At 68.5% G+C, this 17,375-nt stretch carries 17 protein-coding genes and 1 pseudogene; 11 read left to right on the plus strand and 7 right to left on the minus strand.

All coding sequences use genetic code 11. The annotated features are described in order from the left end of the window. Positions 1-14: 14 nt before the first annotated feature. Positions 15-1,454 carry a carboxypeptidase-like regulatory domain-containing protein gene (locus D7V97_RS44550; protein WP_158623289.1) on the plus strand — a complete coding sequence of 480 codons (1,440 nt, stop codon included), beginning with the start codon at positions 15-17 and terminating at the stop codon, positions 1,452-1,454. 63 nt (positions 1,455-1,517) lie between these two features. Here the strand turns inward: D7V97_RS44550 and D7V97_RS05790 are convergent, their stop codons facing one another. Both D7V97_RS05790 and D7V97_RS05795 read right to left on the minus strand, forming a co-directional pair. Next, entirely contained in the window at positions 1,518-2,657 is a 1,140-nt protein-coding gene (locus D7V97_RS05790) for a DJ-1/PfpI family protein (protein ID WP_120609588.1), read from the minus strand. Next, positions 2,654-3,709, minus strand: a complete 1,056-nt coding sequence (locus D7V97_RS05795; protein ID WP_120609589.1) for a GlxA family transcriptional regulator — start codon at positions 3,707-3,709, stop codon at positions 2,654-2,656. Before D7V97_RS05795 ends, D7V97_RS05790 begins: the two co-directional genes overlap by 4 nt. Positions 3,710-3,849: 140 nt before the next feature. On the opposite strand from D7V97_RS05795, the gene D7V97_RS05800 reads away from it, so the two are divergent. After that, a complete protein-coding gene (locus D7V97_RS05800) occupies positions 3,850-5,445 on the plus strand; it encodes an acyl-CoA carboxylase subunit beta (RefSeq protein ID WP_120609590.1) in 1,596 nt (531 codons plus the stop codon). A 16-nt stretch (positions 5,446-5,461) separates the two neighbouring features. On the opposite strand, the gene D7V97_RS05805 is transcribed toward D7V97_RS05800, so the two are convergent. Beyond that, positions 5,462-5,983: a hypothetical protein gene (locus tag D7V97_RS05805; protein ID WP_147444704.1), complete on the minus strand. Its 522-nt coding sequence runs from the start codon at positions 5,981-5,983 to the stop codon at positions 5,462-5,464. Between the two features lie 207 nt (positions 5,984-6,190). After that, positions 6,191-6,742 (minus strand): glutathione peroxidase, encoded by a 552-nt coding sequence (locus tag D7V97_RS05810; RefSeq protein WP_120609592.1) that lies wholly within the window; start codon positions 6,740-6,742, stop codon positions 6,191-6,193. A 133-nt stretch (positions 6,743-6,875) separates the two neighbouring features. Here D7V97_RS05810 and D7V97_RS05815 point away from each other — a divergent pair, with 133 nt between their 5' ends. Beyond that, positions 6,876-8,573, plus strand: a complete 1,698-nt coding sequence (locus tag D7V97_RS05815; protein ID WP_120609593.1) for an alpha/beta-hydrolase family protein — start codon at positions 6,876-6,878, stop codon at positions 8,571-8,573. Positions 8,574-8,618: 45 nt separating this feature from the next. On the opposite strand, the gene D7V97_RS05820 is transcribed toward D7V97_RS05815, so the two are convergent. After that, the gene (locus D7V97_RS05820; protein ID WP_147444705.1) at positions 8,619-9,704 is read right to left on the minus strand and encodes a hypothetical protein; all 1,086 of its coding nucleotides are present in this window, start codon (positions 9,702-9,704) and stop codon (positions 8,619-8,621) included. A gap of 292 nt (positions 9,705-9,996) precedes the next feature. Next, on the minus strand, positions 9,997-10,410 hold the full coding sequence (locus D7V97_RS05825) for a RidA family protein (protein ID WP_120609595.1): 414 nt from the start codon (positions 10,408-10,410) through the stop codon (positions 9,997-9,999). A 177-nt stretch (positions 10,411-10,587) separates the two neighbouring features. On the opposite strand from D7V97_RS05825, the gene D7V97_RS05830 reads away from it, so the two are divergent. The 5 genes and pseudogenes from D7V97_RS05830 (at position 10,588) to D7V97_RS05855 (ending at position 14,830) form a co-directional block, all read left to right on the plus strand. Then, positions 10,588-11,445 carry an AraC family transcriptional regulator gene (locus D7V97_RS05830; protein WP_120609596.1) on the plus strand — a complete coding sequence of 286 codons (858 nt, stop codon included), beginning with the start codon at positions 10,588-10,590 and terminating at the stop codon, positions 11,443-11,445. Continuing rightward, a pseudogene (locus D7V97_RS05835) lies at positions 11,442-11,858 on the plus strand (GNAT family N-acetyltransferase); the annotation flags it as partial. The gene D7V97_RS05830 and the pseudogene D7V97_RS05835, both read left to right, overlap by 4 nt. 331 nt (positions 11,859-12,189) lie before the next feature. Further along, positions 12,190-13,077 (plus strand): DUF2381 family protein, encoded by an 888-nt coding sequence (locus D7V97_RS05840; RefSeq protein WP_120609597.1) that lies wholly within the window; start codon positions 12,190-12,192, stop codon positions 13,075-13,077. Positions 13,078-13,088: 11 nt separating this feature from the next. Beyond that, the gene (locus D7V97_RS05845; protein WP_120609598.1) at positions 13,089-13,580 is read left to right on the plus strand and encodes a serine/threonine protein kinase; all 492 of its coding nucleotides are present in this window, start codon (positions 13,089-13,091) and stop codon (positions 13,578-13,580) included. Positions 13,581-14,200: 620 nt separating this feature from the next. Further along, positions 14,201-14,830 (plus strand): GNAT family N-acetyltransferase, encoded by a 630-nt coding sequence (locus D7V97_RS05855; RefSeq protein WP_120609600.1) that lies wholly within the window; start codon positions 14,201-14,203, stop codon positions 14,828-14,830. Positions 14,831-14,893: 63 nt separating this feature from the next. Here the strand turns inward: D7V97_RS05855 and D7V97_RS05860 are convergent, their stop codons facing one another. Continuing rightward, positions 14,894-15,184: a hypothetical protein gene (locus D7V97_RS05860; RefSeq protein WP_120609601.1), complete on the minus strand. Its 291-nt coding sequence runs from the start codon at positions 15,182-15,184 to the stop codon at positions 14,894-14,896. Between the two features lie 156 nt (positions 15,185-15,340). On the opposite strand from D7V97_RS05860, the gene D7V97_RS05865 reads away from it, so the two are divergent. The 3 genes from D7V97_RS05865 to D7V97_RS05875 are packed head-to-tail and all read left to right on the plus strand — an operon-like array spanning position 15,341 to position 17,244. Next, positions 15,341-16,015 (plus strand): MotA/TolQ/ExbB proton channel family protein, encoded by a 675-nt coding sequence (locus tag D7V97_RS05865; protein ID WP_120609602.1) that lies wholly within the window; start codon positions 15,341-15,343, stop codon positions 16,013-16,015. A 2-nt stretch (positions 16,016-16,017) separates the two neighbouring features. Further along, positions 16,018-16,446: a biopolymer transporter ExbD gene (locus D7V97_RS05870; RefSeq protein WP_120609603.1), complete on the plus strand. Its 429-nt coding sequence runs from the start codon at positions 16,018-16,020 to the stop codon at positions 16,444-16,446. Positions 16,447-16,455: 9 nt separating this feature from the next. Continuing rightward, positions 16,456-17,244 (plus strand): energy transducer TonB, encoded by a 789-nt coding sequence (locus D7V97_RS05875; RefSeq protein ID WP_120609604.1) that lies wholly within the window; start codon positions 16,456-16,458, stop codon positions 17,242-17,244. Positions 17,245-17,375 lie beyond the last annotated feature (131 nt).

The raw sequence follows: 17,375 nt of genomic DNA on the forward strand, positions 1-17,375 counted from the left end.
GAATGAGGAACGTGATGAACCAGAGGATCCTGCTGGCCGCGCTGGCGGCGGTGATGCTGAGCGGCTGCGGCGGCGATGACGACGAGAGCTGCGACCCCAGCAAGGCCGACGCCTGTGAGGGGGGCCTCGTGTGCGAGGAGGTGCAGGGCGGCAAGGCCCAGTGCTTCCCCGAGACGGCCATCACCGGCAAGGTGCTCAACGCGACGAGCCAGCAGCCCGTGGCGGGTGCGCGCCTGGTGGCGCTGGATGCCACGACGAGCGCCGCGGCCACGGCCGTGGTGACATCCGACGCGCAGGGCAACTACCGCATCCCCGTGAAGCTCACGCGCTCCACGGACGCGGCGGCGGACGTGAAGTCCTTCACCTACACCCTGCGCGTGGAGTCCAAAGGCTTCCTCGGCTTCCCCTCCGCCATCCGCCAGGCCATTCCCCTCACGGTGAACCGCGCGGATGACGCGAATGCGCCGGCGCAGAACGTGCGCGACGTGGCGCTGCTGCCGCTCACCCACGTCAACCCGGCCGAGCTGGGCTCCATCGCCGGCAAGGTGGCCGAGGGCACGGCGGGGCAGGGCGGCGTGCTGGTGGTGGCCGAAGGCGTCAATGGCACCTCGGGCGCCACGTCCACCGTCACCGACACGAGCGGCAGCTTCCAACTGCTCAACCTCCCGGCGGGCACCTACGACGTGAAGGCCTTCGTGCAGGGCAAGGGCTTCGCGCCCGTGACGGCCCTCTCGCTGGCGACGGCCGAGGACAAGATTGGCGTCAACCTGACCGCGGACGCGGCCCCGGCGCTCACCTCGCTTGCGGGTGGCGTGAACATCGTCAACGCCCCCGCGGGCGCCAATGAGACGTCCATCGTGCTCGCGCTGGCCTCCACCGGCGAGGTGCCGCGCGGCCTGAGCATCCAGACGTCCGGCCAGCGCTTCAGCCTCGCCGGCATCCCCGCGGGCACCTATGACATCCTCGCCTCGTACACGAATGACAGCCTGGTGTTGGACCCGGATCCGCAGCAGCTCCCCCGGCCCATCCGCATCACGCTGCCCAAGGATGCGTCCAGCGGCAGCCTGGACGTGGGCACCTTCAAGGTGACGGGCGACGTGGGCATCGTCTCGCCGGGCCGCGATGACGTGCCCAACGAGGCCGCCGTGGCCGCCGCGGGCCTCACCTTCCGCTGGGAGGACGACTCGAGCGAGAACTTCTACGGCCTGGAGCTCTTCGACGCCTACGGGACCCGCATCTGGGGCAGCGAGCCCTCCACCACGCTGATGCCCACCGTCCAGGCCGCGAAGAATGCCACCTCCAAGGCCTACGACGGCCCGGCCCTGACGGCGGGACAGACGTACCAGTGGCGCATCACCTCGTGGACCAACTGCACGAACAACTGCAACGGTGCCCTCTACAAACCCATCAGCCGCAGCGAGAACCTGCGCGGCATCTTCACCGTCGCGCCGTAAACGGGACGGATGCACAAGGGCCGGGTGCCTCCCACTTCATCGGAGGCACCTGGCTTGCGCGCCTCAACCCGCGCGTGCGATGGCCAGCTTCGCCGTGTATCGGCCGGTCGTGCCGCGCACCGGCTGGAGGGTCAGCACGCCCGTCCAGGGCCTGCCATCGCGGCCGCTGAACGTCCAATGATTGCTCAAGGGCGAGGCCGTGCCGGCGTCCGTGGGCTTGACGCGCGTCCATCGCCCCCCGGCTTCGAGCTCCTTGCTGACGTGCTCCATCACCTGCTGCGCGCTCAGGCGGGTGGTGCCCTCGAGCTCCAGCTCCCAGCGATCCGTTCCCCCCTCGGTCCGCGTGACATCCCACGCGCCAAGGGCCGCCACGTCCACCGTCGGAATCAGGCGATCCGCGAGCGCGGCGCGCACGAAGGGGGTACGAGGCCGCCATTCGTACTCCTCCCCGAGGGCGACCTGCTGCGCGAGCCCGAGTCCGCCCAGCTTCGCGACCACGTGCAGCGCGCCGTCGATGCCCGCGGAGAGCCCCGCGGCGGTGACAACCTTGCCGTTGTCGACGAAGCGCTGATCGTCGACGACCTTGATGCCGGGGAACGCGGCCTGCATCGACTGGAGGTTCCCGGCGGTGGTCGTCGCGGTGAGGCCCTCGAGCAGTCCCGCGCTCGCCAGGATGAAGGCGCCGTTGCAGACAGACAGGGTCTGACGGGCCCGGGCGCTCTGGTCGGTCACCCACTTCAGGGTCGCGCCGCTTCGCTGTGCATCCCCCACCCGTCCCCCGGGAACGACGACGACGTCCGCCTGCGGGGCATCGGCGAAGGAGTGCTTCGGAACGACGGTCATCCCCATCACCGTCGTCACCGGCTCCTTCGTCTCGGCCACCGTGTACACGTCGAAGTCAGCGGCGCCGAACACCTCGTAGGGCCCGGTGTAGTCGATGATCTGCACGCCGTTGAAGATCAGGATGGCGACCTTCTTGCGCATCTGGGCGGCCTTCTTCACGTCGTCCTGTGCGACCAGCTTCATGCCGCAGTGCGGACACACGCCCGGCTTGTCGAACACCTTCGCGTCACAGGCACTGCCGCACGGAGGACAGGCGTAGTGCGGGGCCTGCGAACCCGCCGGGGTGGCCGCCGAGGCCGCACCTGAGAGGAGGCCGAGGCAGAGCAGCAGGGGAGCGGCGCGGCGGGAGGGGCGACTCATCGGGAGCTCCGGGTAGCAGGGGGAGGGCGGTTGAAGCGCTCGCGGTACTGGCTGGGGGGAATCCCCACCGTGTGGAGGAAGGCCCGGCGCATGGCCTCGGGCGTTCCGAGCCCGCTCTTCGCGCAGACCCCGTCGAGCCCCTCCGAGGTTTCTTCGAGCAGGCGCCGCGCCGTCTCCACGCGGGTCGACGTGACGAAGCGCGCCGGGGGCATCCCCGCTTCCCGCGTGAACACCCGCGCGAAGTTGCGCGGGCTCATGGCCACGCGGCGCGCCAGGGCCTGGACCGAGAGGTCCTCGCGCGGGTGCTCCAGGATGTATGCCTGAAGCTCCCGCAGCGGCTCCTGCTCCGCGAGCTGGACGGCGAGCTGCGCGCTGAACTGTGCCTGCCCTCCCGGACGCCGCAGGAACATGACGAGGGCACGGGCCACCTCGAGCGCCACCGCCCGCCCATGGTCCTCCTCGACGAGCGCCAGCGCGAGGTCCATTCCCGCCGTGACGCCCGCGGCGGTGTAGAGCCCACCCTCCTGCACGAAGATGCGGTCGGGCTCCAGCTGGATGCCTGGGTACCGTTGAGCGAACTCCGCGCAATAGGCCCAGTGCGTGGTGGCACGACGACCTTCGAGCAGCCCCGACTCGGCGAGGAAGAACGCGCCGGTGCAGATGGAGGCGAGCCGCCGGACCCCGCGCGCCTGCTGTCGGATCCAACGCACGAGCGGCGGGTGCGCGGAGTAGCGCCGTGCCCCGATGCCTCCCGCGATGAGCAGCGTGTCGATGCCGCGCCCGACCTCGTCGAAGCGGTGATCCGCATGCAGCCGCAGCCCGGACGAAGCGGGGAACGCACCGCGCTTCAGCCCGATGATTTCAACGCTGTAGGCATCGTCCTCGCGAAGGCCCTTCTCCTTGAGCCAGCGGGACGTGCGCGCGAAGACCTCCAGTGGGCCCGTCACGTCGAGCATCTGGACGTCCGGATAGGCCAGCATCGCCACCCGGCGCGTCCTCGCGGGGAGCGGGCGGTCGCGGGTCACCTGGAGGGAGGGGCGTCGCGTCGGCATGGCGAGACCATGCGGCGCGGCGGCTCCGGAGACAATGCCAGCGTTCCCACGTTTTCTGCCAACCGCCATCCCGGACACCACAAGACTCCCCTCCCATGGAACATTCGTCGCCTTCGCGAAACGGATGAGGTGTCGAAGGTATGAGCGACAGCAAGGACGACGGCCGGAAGTCTCCCCCGGGTGAGGTTCGCCCCGAGCTCGCGGAGCTCCGTCAGCGCGTCGAGGCCACGATGGACGCGGGCCGCCCGGAGGCCGTGGCCCGGCGGCGCAAGACGGGGCAGCGCACGACGCGGGAGAACATCGCGGACCTGGTCGACCCGGGGAGCTTCTCGGAGTACGGAGGGCTCGCGCTCGCGGCGCAGCGGTCCACGCGCTCCCTGGAGGACCTGGTCCGCGCGAGCCCCGCGGATGGCCTCGTCTGTGGCTTCGGCACCGTCAACCGCGCCCTCTTCGACGACGAGCGCGCACGCACCCTGGTCCTGGCCTACGACTACACGGTCTTCGCCGGCACGCAGGGGCTCGTGGGCCACCGGAAGCTCGACCGCATGCTCGCGCTCGCGGCGCAGTGGCGCGTGCCGGTGGTCCTCTTCGCGGAGGGCGGTGGCGGGCGTCCGAACGACACGGACACGCACACCGTCTCGGGACTGGACACGCCCAGCTTCCTCGCCTTCGCGGCGCTCTCGGGGCTCGTCCCGAGGGTGGGCATCGCCTCCGGGCGGTGCTTCGCCGGGAACGCGGCCCTGCTGGGAGGCTGCGACGTCATCATCGCGACGGACGACAGCAACATCGGGATGGGCGGCCCGGTCATGATCCAGGGAGGAGGGCTGGGGACCTTCGCCCCGGAGGAGATTGGCCCCGCGGATGTCCAGACGCGCAACGGCGTCATCGACGTGCGCGTGCGCGATGAGGCCGAAGCGGTGGCCGTCGCGAAGCAGTACCTCTCTTACTTCCAGGGCCCGGTCGCCCCGGGCGGGTGCGCCCCGCAGGAGACGCTGCGCGAGGCGCTGCCCGCGAACCGGCGCCGTGCGTACAAGGTCCGGCCCGTCATCGAGACGCTGGCGGACACGGGGTCCGTGCTCGAGCTGCGGCGGGACTTCGGGCGCAGCCTGGTGACGGCACTCGTCCGCATCGAGGGGCAGCCCCTGGGGCTCATCGCGAACGACACGTTCCACCTGGGGGGCGCCATCGACGCGGATGCGGCGGACAAGGCGGCGCGCTTCTTCCAGCTCTGTGACGCGTTCGGGCTGCCGCTCGTCTCACTGTGTGACACGCCCGGGTTCATGGTGGGGCCGCCGGCCGAGGCGACCGCGCTGGTGCGTCACGTCTCGCGCATGTTCGTGGGGGCCGCCAGCCTCTGCGTCCCGTTCTTCACCGTCGTCCTGCGGCGGGGCTACGGACTTGGCGCGCAGGCGATGGCGGGGGGGCACTTCCACGCGCCGGTGTTCACCGTGTCGTGGCCCACGGGCGAGTTCGGAGGCATGAACCTGGAGGGAGCCGTGCGCATCGGGATGCGCAAGCAATTGGAGGCCATCGAGGATCCGGTGGCCCGGGAGGAGCTGGCCCAGGCAATGATTGCGGAGGCGCACCAGCGGGGCAAAGCCATCAACATGGCCTCGCTCCTGGAGCTCGACGCGGTCATCGACCCCGCGGAGACGCGCGCCTGGATCCTCCGGGGGCTGCGCTCCGTCCCTCGTCCGACGCGCGAGGGACGGCGCAGGTTCATCGACACCTGGTAGGACGCTCCGGGGACCGTCAGAGCATGTTCGTGGTCGACTGCGGGGGCTGCGCGGCGAAGACCTCCCGCAGACGGGTGGCGACCTTGGGCATCACATCCTCGAAGGCGAACTCGGCGGACTGCCGCAGGGCTCCCTCTCCCGCCATCGCCCCGCCGAGCCACGCGGTGCCACCCTTGCCCTGCCGGGGAGCGCCATCGAACAGGTCGCTCACCCGGATGGCGCCGTCGCTGCCACGGGCGCGCACCGTCAGCTTCAACTGCGACACGAAGCCGCCGCCGGTGACGTCGAAGAACTCGATCTCCGGAACGATGAGCGCATCCGCGTCACCCAGGTCTTCAGGGCCCGAAGCCTCCTGCACGGACTGGAAGACGGTGCCCATCATCTGCGGGAAGCTGCGCGTGAGCGCCTCGCCAATCTGGATGTTCCAGGTGTGCGCGGCGCCCAGGGCGAAGTAGCTGTCCGAGTCGATGCGTGCCTTCTGCTCGGGCGAGATGAAGTAGCGCGCGCGCAGCTTCAGCGGCGTCCCCTGGGCGGACATGGGCGCGGGACTCGGCCGCACCTGGTGGGTACAGCCGGCCAACGTGAGCAGCGCGAACAAAGGGAGAGCGAGTGTCCTGGACATGAAGACTTCATAGCCCACGCATCGCCGCTGCCCAATTCCTCGCAAGGGTGACGCCCGGGGCCTGTCTGGGTATCGGTCTACCCATGAGGTGTAAGGGCCTCCAAGGCCCCGGGATCCCCGGCGTCAGGCCGGCTTCGACAGCGCGGCGTCGATGGCCTGGACGAGGCGCGGATCCTCCGCCGTCACGTCCGGGGCGAAGCGGGCCGCGACGCGACCATCCCGGCCGATGAGGAACTTCTCGAAGTTCCACTGCACCTCCGGCTTCGGGTTGGCTTCGATGCCATAGCCCTTGAGCTTCTCGCGCATGGGCCCTTCGCCGGTGGCGTCGGGAAGCGCGCGGGTGAGCTCCTGGTAGAGCGGGTGCTTCTTCTCGCCGACCACCGAGACCTTCGAGAACAGCGGGAACTTCACGTCGTACTTCAGGGTGCAGAACTGCTGGATCTCCGCCTCGCTGCCCGGCTCCTGTCCCAGGAAGTCATTGGCGGGGAAGCCGAGCACCTCCAGGCCCTGCTCGTGCTTGCTCTCGTAGAGCTTCTCCAGGCCCTCGTACTGCGGGGTGAGCCCGCACTTGGAGGCGACGTTCACCACCAGCAGGACCTTGCCCTTGAACTGACCAAGCGTCCGCGCGGTGCCGTCGATGGAGGTGAGAGGAATGTCGTAGAGGTTCTGGCTCATGTGTTCGCTCGCCTGTGAGGGAGAAGGGTTTCCAGACGTCTGGCTTCATCGTCCCGCGGGGCGGGGCTGCCGCCCGGGATGCCCCTGCCAGTCGCGGTCCGACGTCCTACCCTATCCTCTTCCAGGGGGTCGCATGGATCGCCTTCTCACTCGCGCCGCGCGGCCCGTCCCGGTGCAGGGTGCCTGGCCCGTGAGCCGCACCGCGCCCCGGTGGCTCCAGTACACGCTGCCGGGCGCGTGGGTCGCGCTCGTCTTCGCCTGCCTGTCCTTCACTCCGTCCCTGCTGCCGCGCAGCGGGCCCTTCCAGGGCTTCGTCAGCGGGATGAGCGCGGCCATCGGCTATGGGTTGGGAGTCCTCGGCGCGTGGCTGTGGCGCGAGTTCGCCAACCGTCCTCCGCGCAATCCCCGTCCACACGCGTGGCGCGGCCTCTTCGTGACGGGCGGCGTGGCGCTGGCCGGAGCGCTCGTCCTGGGCTGGCACTGGCAGCGGGGCATCCGCGAGCTCATGGGCGTCCCCCATCCGGCCAGCGCCGGGTTCCTGCTCGCCCCGGTCGTCGCCGCGGCCGTCTTCGTCCTGCTCGTCGCCGCGGGGCGAGGCCTGCGGGCGGTGTACCGCAGGTTGGACGCGCGGCTCGCGCGGCACATCGGTCCTCGCGCGGCCCGGGCGACGAGCGGGCTGGCGGTGCTGGTGCTCACCGCCCTGGTGGCCAGCGGCGTGCTGTGGGACGGCTCCATCGCGCTGGCGGACCGCACGCTGGCCCTGCGGGACACGACGACCGACGAAGGCGTCCTCCGCCCCGGCAGTGCGCTGCGCTCGGGGGGCCCCGGGTCCAAGGTGAGCTGGGAATCGCTGGGGAGGGAAGGGCGCAACTTCGTGGCGAGGGGCCCGTCGGTGGACGCGCTCTCCGAGTTCAGCGGAGCAGCGGCGAAGGAGCCGATCCGCGTGTACGCCGGCTACGACTCCGCGCCGGACGCGGAGGCCCGGGCCGAGCTCGCGGTCGATGACCTGGAGCGCGCGGGCGGCTTCGAACGTGCGCAGCTGCTGGTGGTGACGACCACGGGCAGCGGCTGGGTGGTGCCCGAGGCCGTGGACGCCTTCGAGTACGTGACGGGCGGTGACTCCGCGATCGTGGCCACGCAGTACTCGCACCTGTGGTCGTGGCTCTCCGTGCTGGTCGACCAGGAGCGGGCGCGGGAGGCGGGCCGTGCCCTCTTCGATGCCGTGTATGAACGCTGGTCCAGACTTCCCGTGGGCGGGCGCCCGAAGCTGTTTGTCTTCGGAGAGAGCCTGGGCTCCTTCGGAGGGGAGACGGCGTTCAGCGGCGAGCGAGACCTGGCCAACCGCACGGACGGTGCGCTGTTCGTGGGGCCGCCGCACTTCAACACCCTGTATCGCGAGTTCACCGACCAGCGCGACCCTGGCAGCCCCGAGGTGGAACCCGTCTACCGACGCGGTCGCACCGTGCGCTTCAGCCGCCGGCCGGGAGAGGTCATCCCTCCCGCGTCCGAGCGGTGGGGCGACTCCCGGGTGCTGTACCTGCTCCACCCCTCCGACCCCATCATCTGGTGGAGCCCCGACCTCCTGCTGAAGCGACCGGACTGGCTGCGGGAGCCCCGGGGCGAAGACGTCCTGGGGGAGATGGTGTGGCTGCCCTTCGTGACGTTCTGGCAGGTGACGGCGGATCTCCCGCTGGGCATGGCGGTGCCACCCGGTTACGGCCACGTGTACACCGGCGAGCACGTGGATGCCTGGGTGGCGCTCCTGCGGCCCGAAGGCTGGACCGGGCAGAAGTCGGCGCGGCTGCGGGCGCTGCTGAAGCCGGCCCAGTGATTCCACCCGCGATGCTCGGGCCGCTGACTTCAGGCCGACCTTGTTTCACCGCCGCAGCTCGACGCCGCCTTTGTCTTTCTTGTCCGCGTCGTCGGAGCCGCTGATGCCCGCGAAGTACATGTTGACCGCGACTTCCTCGAGGACTTTGAAGATCTTCGCGGAGTCGAGGGGATACCTCTTCTTGCGTGCGAGGATGACGAAGCCCTCAAGTTGATCGAACACGTTCTTCTTGTTGCCGCTGAGTTGATAGCCGTAGTGCTTGTTGATGCGGTCTTTGGCGTCGGACGTCAATTGCGTGATCTGGACATCGTTGTAACCCAGGGCATCGGCGGGGTAGTCCTTCAGCAGGTCGTCACACATCGAGTTGATCTTCCGCTTGGCATCCCTGTCGTAGGCCAGGTCGTCCTCGCTGACGGACAGGACATGGACGAGCCGCTTCCTCGCGAGCGCGGCTGCCGAGGCCTCCTCGCGTTCCCTGCGCTCTCTTTCGAGCTGCTGTCGCTTCGCTTCCTTCTCGGCCTCCACCAGACGGGCCTGCTCTTCGGGGGCGGTGATCCGGAGCGCCACGATCGCTGCCCACACGGGAGCAAGATGGGTGTCCGTATCGGTGCTCGCCCACAAGCTCTTGAACGTCGCTTCCTGCCGGGCGGCATACATGCCCTGATACGCGGCGCGCACCGCATCCGCTCCCTTGGTCGCGGACTCCGCGGGGCTCCGGGTCGCCAGGATGATTTCAGTGATCGCACCGACAACGGCACGTCGATGGCGTGCGACGACATCGCCCGCGGTCAGTCCCGTCAAGGCTCCTGCGCTGACGCGGGTCGCGAGTGTCGCCATGAAGGTCTGCCCGACAGGCTTCAGGTATCTGTCGAGCGCGGTCGCCCACTCGCCTTGGGACTCGTGGAGGGCCGTGCTGAGGTCCAGGAGCGTATTCGCCGCGAGGGAGAGGGCCTCGTCCCAGGTGAAGTACCCGCTCAGCGCGGCTTCACCCCCTCGGAGGACGCCACTGAGACTCTGGGGGTTCGTGGTGTTTCCCATCTCCTCTTTCAGCCGCGCCCCGGCCCCCTTCTTGTCCCCGCCTGTTTGGAGTTGTTTCCAGATGTCACGATAGTCTTTGGCGCTCAGGCTCAATGGGGGCTCCCAGGGGATTCACGTCTGAAGCATGAACGCCCCCGTGCCTGTGGCTTGTCAAGAAACTCGGGCGTTCGCTCCGGGGCCCCCGCTCGCATGCGGGAGCCCCGAGGCGCGGGGTGCCTACTTCTTGAGTTTGAACAGCAGCACGTCGGAGCGCCGGGCCTGCGGCGTGTACCAGGTGCCGTCCAACTCGCATGGAATGCCGGCCACCCACCGGGACGCGCGGGTCGCTCTGTCCGAGTCGAAGTGAGCCAGAAAGCGTGGCGCTCACCCGCGCGATGTCAGCGAATCATCGCGCTACCTCCTCCGGCATGAGAGGTCGCGAGGCCACGGCCTCAATCTCCAGCAGCCATGCTGGGTCGTAGATCCCCGTGATGATGATGGTGAGGGTCGGCAGATGCTCACCCAGCACCTCGCGGCGCACCCGGGCGTTCACCTCGCGGTACTTCCGGTCGCTCAGATAGGTCGTGACCTTCACCAGGTCACGAGGCTCCATGCCGGCCTGGGCGAGCAGGTGGTCGATGTTGGCCCACACCTGTCGGGCCTGCGCCTCGATGCCCTCCGGGGCGCTCCCGTCCGGCGCGACCGGAATCTGGCCGCCGATGTACAGCGTGCGCGCGGGCCCCGTCACTTCGTAGGCGAGCGAATAGGCCCCTCCGGGAGCGATGGCGATGCCGCGGCTTCGGGGTGTGTCGGTACGCATGGATGACTCCTGATTCGCACGCCCTGACAGACACCCTGTGAGGACCAGGCAGAGGCATGTCGAGGCGAAGGTCCGTGGGTGCACAGGCAAGGCGGGCTCCTTGGGTTGACAGGCCAGGCATGTACCGCTACCTCGCAGCCGTTGGCTTTCACGTCCTTGCGCGGAGTGCCTGCTCCCATGCCGCACCTCACCAGCCTTGGCCGGGTGGTCACCGACTCGCTGCACGCGTGCCTCGTGGCGTGCGACGGCGTGGACGCCGGGAGTCGCGGCGAGGGACTGCTGTCGGGCGAGCGCATCTGGTTCGTGCTGCGGGGCCGCTTCCGCTTCCAGAGCGCCCGCGTGCGGTGCGCTGGAGACCCGGCCACGGTGCTCTTCACCCGCGACCGGGAGCCCCACCGCGTCCTCCACCACGACGGTGGGGATGTCTGCCTCACCGTCGCGGGGGCACTCGCCTCGACGCTCGTGGATGGAGCGAGGCCCAGGGTACCCCTCACCGTCGAGGGCTTCGTGCGGCTGCACAGCCTGGCCCGGCAACTGCGCCGGGACAGGGGGCCTGACCCGCTGGCGGTGGAGGAGCAACTTTGCACCATCCTCGACCCGGGCCCGGGCCGAGCTCCACGGCGAACAACTCCACGGCAGCGAAGGATGGCCGAGACGGTCGCCGAGCAACTCGCGCTTCGCTTCGATGAGCGGCTGTCTCTCACCACCCTGGCTGCTCCCTTCGGAGTCTCTGTGTTCTCGCTCTGCCGGGCGTTCAGCGCGGTGCACGGCGTGCCCGTGCACCGGATGCAGCAACGCCTGCGCCTGCGCCACGCATTGTCCTGGGTGCTCGACACGGCCGCACCGTTTGCCCAGGTGGCGGCGGAATGCGGCTTCGCCAGCCACGCGCACCTGTGCACGCAGTTCCGCCGTGAGTTCGGCCTCACTCCAAGCGCAGTACGAAGGCAAGCGGCCTTCCAGACCTGCTCTGAACAGAGTCGGCAAGGTATCGCTGACGAAATGGGGTTCATTCGTAGACAATCCCATTCGCCATGACTTCGACTGCCGCCAGACCTGCGTACACCGTCCAGACCGGGCACGCCCTGCTGCGCTGCTGGTCACCGGCGGATGCCGGCCCGGCGCTGCACGCCATTGAGTCCAGCCTTGCGCACCTGCTCCCCTGGATGCCCTGGGCAAAGCAATACCCGATGAACGTGGCGCAGCAGGCCGCCCACCTGCGCCGCATGCGCGGTCTCTTCGACCTGGGGCAGGACTTCGCCTACGGCGTGTTCTCTCGCGACGGCGCGGAGGTCCTGGGAGGGACGGGCCTTCATCCTCGCGTGGGCGAGGGGGCGCTTGAGGTTGGCTATTGGATCGCGGCCGGGCACACGGGCCGCGGCCTCGCCACCCAGGTAGCCGGAGCGCTCACCCGCGTCGCTTTCGAAGTGGAAGGGGTGCGCAGGGTGGAGATCCATTGCGACCCCCGCAATGTCCCGAGTGCCAGGGTGGCCCAGAGGCTGGGCTTCACCCACGAAGGCACCCTGCGCCAACGGCCCGTCGCGCCCCAGGGCACGTGCCGGGACACGATGATCTGGACCCTGCTCGCCGACGAGTATCCGCGCAGTCATGCCGCTGCGGTCATCGTCGAGGCCTTCGACCTGCTGGGGCAGAGCTGCTCTGACTCGACCTTCCCCATTCAGGGGAGGCGCACCAGGATTGGATGCCCGACACCCCTCCTGTTACGTTGGCCCCACCATGCGCACTCTCCGACGATTCAGGTGTGGTCTGCTTCTCGTCCTGATGGCTTCCCCGGCGCTGGCCAGGGACATGGAAGAAAAGCTCACGATTCGGACCCTCAAAGTGCCAGACCATCCAGGCCAGGAGGCGCCGTCCGTCTACGTTTCCGGGCAGGTGGTGACGGCGCTTCACTTCGAGAACGAGGTCGATCCTGCGAAGACGAGGTTCCTCGCCTGGGAGGGGCGTTTTGAGACCCCGCTCGTAGGCGGCAAGAAAGTGGTTCTGGAGCCGCTGCGTGACCTTGACGATGGCGAGGCGCTGCCCCTTCTCGTGACGCTCGTGGATGGAACGAAGTTCACGTTCCTTGTGAAGCCCAAGAGCCGTAAGGACTGGGGATGGATCGACTATCAGGTCAACGTGTTCAAGGACCATGACAGCTACAACGCGGTCCTCTCGTCCCTCTATGACGCCCTCAACCGCGAGCGTGAGTTGCGCGAGGAGAATGAGCGGTTCAAGAAGGAAGAGAACTCGGTCGATCACGCCTACGCCACGCTTCTCGCCAATGGGCAGGCGAAAAAGACGCCGTTTCGGCGTGCGAAGTTCTGGCGCTCGAAGAACGAGGACATGGACATGGTCGTCGAGGTCTTCTCGGGCCCCAGCAAGGCGGCGGTCGTGATTCATTTGATGAACACCTACGACAACGAGTCCTGGAAGCTCGAGGGTGCCTACCTGACCCGCGACTTCACCAGCGACACGACTCGACCCTTCGCGCTTCGCATGGATCGCCCCGTGATCGTTCCCGGTCAGTCGGGAAAGATCGCGGTCGTTGTGGACCAGAGCGCCTTCGAGATGGAGGACGGACGACTCACTGATCTGGCCCTCCAGATCTTCCGTGGAGACGGTCTCCTACAGGTGGCCGTTGCGATGGATCACACGCTGATTCGGCAGTAGAAGTGCCGTTCATGCTCACGACCAAAGCGCTGCTGCTCAGCTCCATCGTCCTACTTGGTACGTCTTCCGGCTGCACCACGACAGGAGGTGTGGCACTGCGTCCGGACGGCACCCCAGGTCCGCAGGAGTGCCCGGCGAAGGCGCTCGAAGTCATGCGGTATCTGAAGCTGCGTGTTGGGGATGCCGCGCTGGCGGAACTCGATGCGAACCAGATCGACGCGAGGCGCATCTCGCTTTACGACGGACCCATTGAGAGCATTCTTAAGGATGACCTTGGCACGCTTGAGGCGACGACCCGTCTGTACGGGCAGGTCTGGACAAGCGGGCCACAAGTTGTCATCCGCTGGTACGAGGCCCACCCTCCGGACAGTGACAAGGTTCCCATCTGCGCGGTGGCCCGCCTCAGCCGGGACCAGATGCGGAAACTGCCCGAGTCAAAGCCCGGAATGGCTATTCTCGACGGATCCGTTGCTGCGGCCTACATCGTCGATGCATTCCGGTGAGGTCTGAGCCTCAAGCCGCGGGGGGCGCCAGTTCCAAGCGAGAACCGGCACCTGGGACCCGCGAGCGCCACACCCATTCCCCACAACACCCCTATGACTGTCATCCGTCTCACGCTGACTCTCCCTCTGAGACTGCAAGGGGATGGCATCAGCAACAGGTGAGCCAGACCGGAGGGCTGCATCCGCTCCTGGCTGGAGGGCGAGCAACGGGGCGGCCTACGCCCGCGTATGCTCTCCCAATGAAGAGGAATCCGGAGTCGGGACCGCGAAGGATGCGTGGGCTCCTGTGGGGCGCGGTCCTCGTCGCGAGCATGGGCCTTGCCTGTCCGCACAAAGGGGGCCCGTACTATTCGCGTGAATACGGCCTCCACCATGAATGCGGCCTCTTCCGTTCCTGCGAAAAGCCCTTGCAGTGCATGGACGCGAGCTTCAACGGAGGCGAATACCATTCGTGTGAGCATCGCTGCGAGGCCGATGCGGAGTGTCGGCAGGGCTTTGGCTGCGGTCCACTCCGCGGTTCCACCGCGAAGGTCTGTCTGGAGCGGTTGCCGGACGCAACGCTGTTGCAGCCGTATTTCGACTCGTAAGCTCGAGGCCGCTTGGAGACAATCCCATTCGCCATGACTCCGACTGCCTCCAGACCTGCGTACACCGTCCAGACCGAGCACGCCCTCCTGCGCTGCTGGTCACCGGCGGATGCCGGCCCGGCACTCCGCGCCATCGAGTCGAGCCTTGCGCACCTGCTTCCCTGGATGCCCTGGGCGAAGCAATACCCGATGAACGTGGCGCAGCAGGCCGCCCACCTGCGCCGCATGCGCGGTCTCTTCGACCTGGGGCAGGACTTCGCCTACGGCGTGTTCTCTCGCGACGGCGCGGAGGTCCTGGGAGGGACGGGCCTTCATCCTCGCGTAGGGGAGGGTGCCCTTGAGATTGGATACTGGGTCGCGGCCGGGCACACGGGCCGCGGCCTCGCGACCGAGATCGCCGGGGCGCTCACCCGCGTTGCCTTTGAAGTGGAAGGGATGCGACGGGTGGAGATCCATTGCGACCCCCGCAATGTCCCGAGCGCCAGGGTGGCCCAGCGGCTGGGCTTCACCCACGAAGGCACCCTGCGCCAGCGGCTCGTCGCGCCCGACGGCACGCGCCGGGATACGATGATCTGGACCCTGCTCGCCGACGAGTATCCGCGCAGCCGTGCCGCCGCGGTCATCGTCGAGGCCTTCGACCTGCTGGGGCAGAAGCTCCTCTGAGCCGCAAGCCGCGGGGGGCGCCAGCTCCCAGCGAGAACCGGCACCCGGGCCCGCGAGTCGTGCCTACTCGTCGCTGACGCTGAACATCGTCTTGCCGGCCTTGTCATTGATGCAGGAGATCATCGCGTTCTGGTCCAACCCACCCGCGCGACGCCGCCCGCCCATCTTGTAGTGCGCTTCGAAACATCCCTCGAAGTGCTGCGTGACGCTGGCGAGACACTCGGCGTCCTGCTCGCAGGTCTGCTCGAGCTGCTCGCGCGTCTCCGTCCGCGCGGTGCTCTTGCCATAGAACTTGAAACCCAACAGGCCCGCAGCCACGACCAGGCCCAGCCCCAGCTTCTTCAGGTACCCCATCTTGGAACACTCCCGCTCGCGGATCACGACACCGGGGCGGCGGGAAACTACCCGCGCGGCGAAGAGAGTTTCCAGTCCCCCTCAGCACTTCGGGGTGACACCTCATGGGCGCGTCGGTGTTCCCTTCGCGCCAAAGCCGCTCACGAGGGGAAAACCATGTCGTTCATCGTTGTCTTCGCCCAGGCACCCGCCGAAGGACTGGGCTGGCTCAGCCGCAAGCTGCTCGGCGTGACGCTCACCTCCGCCGAGTGGGTGCTCTGGGTGCTGGTGTGTCTGTCCGTGCTCTCCATCGCCATCATGCTGGAGCGCGCCGTCTACTTCGCTCGCAACCGGCTCCCGGATTCTGAGACGCTGGCATTGCGCTTGGCGCGCGGGGAGCTGGAGGCGGTGCGCGTCGCCGTCCAGGGCAGGAAGGGCATGGAGGCCGCCGTCATCCGCGAAGGGCTCGCGTCCACGCCCCAGGGCGCGGCCACCGTGGAGCAGGTGATTGCGTCCACCCTGGCCCGCGAGCGTCCGCAGTATGAGCGGTTCCTGTCCGTCCTCGGCACGCTGGGCAACAACGCCCCGTTCATCGGCCTGTTCGGCACGGTGCTCGGCATCATCAAGGCGTTCAACGACCTGGGCTCGCTCACCGCGAAGGGCGGCGCCATGCAGCAGACGGTGATGGCTGGCATCTCCGAGGCGCTCGTCGCCACCGCCGTGGGCCTCGCGGTCGCCATCCCCGCCGTCGTCGCCTTCAACATCTTCAACCGCCAACTCAAGACACTCACCAGCCGCGCCCATGCGCTGGGCCACGCGCTGGTGGGCAACCTGCGCGCGGAGGTCCGCTAGTCATGGCCGGCAGCGCGCAGGACAACGACGAGGAGATCACCGGCATCAACGTCACCCCGCTGGTGGACGTGGTGCTGGTGCTGCTCATCATCTTCATGGTCACCGCGAACTTCATCGTCCGCGAGACGGTGGAGGTGGACCTGCCCCGCGCCGCCCATGGCGGTGAGACGGTGCAGGGCCTGGTGAACGTCGTGCTCGACAAGGACGGCAAGCTCTACTTCGACGGCGTCGAAGTGACGGAGGCCGACCTGTCCCGCCGCGTGGTGGAGGCCGTCAGCAAGGACAAGGACACGCGCGCCATCATCAGCGCGGACCAGACCATCGCCTATGGCCGCGTGATGCGCCTCATTGACGTGGTGAAGGGCCAGGGCATCGCGAAGTTCGCCCTCAACATCGAAAAGGACGTCGCGCCCACCGCGCCGCGGGGCTGACGCCAGACCATGAGTGAGCTTGTGCTCGAAGACAGGGCGTGGGTGGCGCCGAAGCGCGGAGGCAGTGGGCTGCTGGTCGGCTTCGGGGTCGGCTCGCTCACGCTGCACGGGCTGGCGCTGTGGGTGCTGCACACGCGGCCCGTCGAGCGGCCCGCCGTGCAGCGTCCGGTGGAGCTGGTGATGGTGGAGGTCCAGAAGCCGCCGCCCCCGGTGGTGAAGGAGGAACCGAAGCCCGAGCCGCCTCCACCTCCGAAGGTGCGCGTCAAGCCACCGCCCCTCAAGGTCGCCGCGGCGCTGAAGCCGCTGCCGCCGCCTCCGCTGGACGCGCCGCCTCCGCCCAACGAGACGCCACCGCCGGCCGCGAAGCCCACGCCGCTGGTGGTGGGCATGACGCTGTCCTCCACCACGGGTGCGGGCAGCTTCGCGGCGCCGGTGGGGAACACGCTCCATGGCCGCACCGCGGACAAGGCCCAGGCGCCGCAGGAGGTGAAGGCATACCGGGCGCCGAAGTACACGCCCATCTACCAGGTGGACTCCGAACCCACCGTGGCCTCCGAGGTGAAGATTCCCTACCCGGACGAGGCCCGCCGCGCCGGAGTCGAGGGCACGGTGACGCTCTCCATCACCATCGACCCCGAGGGCAGGGTGGTGGCCTCGAAGATCCTCAGCGGGCCCGGCTACGGGCTCAATGAGGCGGCGTGCGACGCCATCCGGCGCTTCCGCTTCAAGCCCGCCATCAAGGGCGGCGAGGCGGTCTCCACGGAGATGAAGTACGCCTACACGTTCCTCCTCGACTGACGCTCGCTCGCCGGCCTGGACCTGGCGGGTGATGATTCCTCACCCACCGAGAAGCGCCGGACCCCTTGCGTGAAGTCTTTGTTCCGCCCCTTCTTCCGCGGGAGCGGGAACCCCCGTCACCCCGTATGCTC

It is taken from the genome of Corallococcus sp. CA053C (genome assembly GCF_003611675.1).
Classification (GTDB): Bacteria; Myxococcota; Myxococcia; order Myxococcales; family Myxococcaceae; genus Corallococcus.

What these genes read in the sequence shown, in the direction of transcription:
- D7V97_RS05845 (WP_120609598.1), top strand. Translation starts at nt 13,089, where the DNA reads ATGCTCACGACCAAAGCGCTGCTGCTCAGCTCCATCGTCCTACTTGGT.
- D7V97_RS05805 (WP_147444704.1), bottom strand. Translation starts at nt 5,983, where the DNA reads ATGTCCGCCCAGGGGACGCCGCTGAAGCTGCGCGCGCGCTACTTCATC.
- D7V97_RS05875 (WP_120609604.1), top strand. Translation starts at nt 16,456, where the DNA reads ATGAGTGAGCTTGTGCTCGAAGACAGGGCGTGGGTGGCGCCGAAGCGC.
- D7V97_RS05855 (WP_120609600.1), top strand. Translation starts at nt 14,201, where the DNA reads ATGACTCCGACTGCCTCCAGACCTGCGTACACCGTCCAGACCGAGCAC.
- D7V97_RS44550 (WP_158623289.1), top strand. Translation starts at nt 15, where the DNA reads ATGAACCAGAGGATCCTGCTGGCCGCGCTGGCGGCGGTGATGCTGAGC.
- D7V97_RS05830 (WP_120609596.1), top strand. Translation starts at nt 10,588, where the DNA reads ATGCCGCACCTCACCAGCCTTGGCCGGGTGGTCACCGACTCGCTGCAC.
- D7V97_RS05865 (WP_120609602.1), top strand. Translation starts at nt 15,341, where the DNA reads ATGTCGTTCATCGTTGTCTTCGCCCAGGCACCCGCCGAAGGACTGGGC.
- D7V97_RS05825 (WP_120609595.1), bottom strand. Translation starts at nt 10,410, where the DNA reads ATGCGTACCGACACACCCCGAAGCCGCGGCATCGCCATCGCTCCCGGA.
- D7V97_RS05860 (WP_120609601.1), bottom strand. Translation starts at nt 15,184, where the DNA reads ATGGGGTACCTGAAGAAGCTGGGGCTGGGCCTGGTCGTGGCTGCGGGC.
- D7V97_RS05810 (WP_120609592.1), bottom strand. Translation starts at nt 6,742, where the DNA reads ATGAGCCAGAACCTCTACGACATTCCTCTCACCTCCATCGACGGCACC.
- D7V97_RS05800 (WP_120609590.1), top strand. Translation starts at nt 3,850, where the DNA reads ATGAGCGACAGCAAGGACGACGGCCGGAAGTCTCCCCCGGGTGAGGTT.
- D7V97_RS05870 (WP_120609603.1), top strand. Translation starts at nt 16,018, where the DNA reads ATGGCCGGCAGCGCGCAGGACAACGACGAGGAGATCACCGGCATCAAC.
- D7V97_RS05815 (WP_120609593.1), top strand. Translation starts at nt 6,876, where the DNA reads ATGGATCGCCTTCTCACTCGCGCCGCGCGGCCCGTCCCGGTGCAGGGT.
- D7V97_RS05790 (WP_120609588.1), bottom strand. Translation starts at nt 2,657, where the DNA reads ATGAGTCGCCCCTCCCGCCGCGCCGCTCCCCTGCTGCTCTGCCTCGGC.
- D7V97_RS05840 (WP_120609597.1), top strand. Translation starts at nt 12,190, where the DNA reads ATGGCTTCCCCGGCGCTGGCCAGGGACATGGAAGAAAAGCTCACGATT.
- D7V97_RS05795 (WP_120609589.1), bottom strand. Translation starts at nt 3,709, where the DNA reads ATGCCGACGCGACGCCCCTCCCTCCAGGTGACCCGCGACCGCCCGCTC.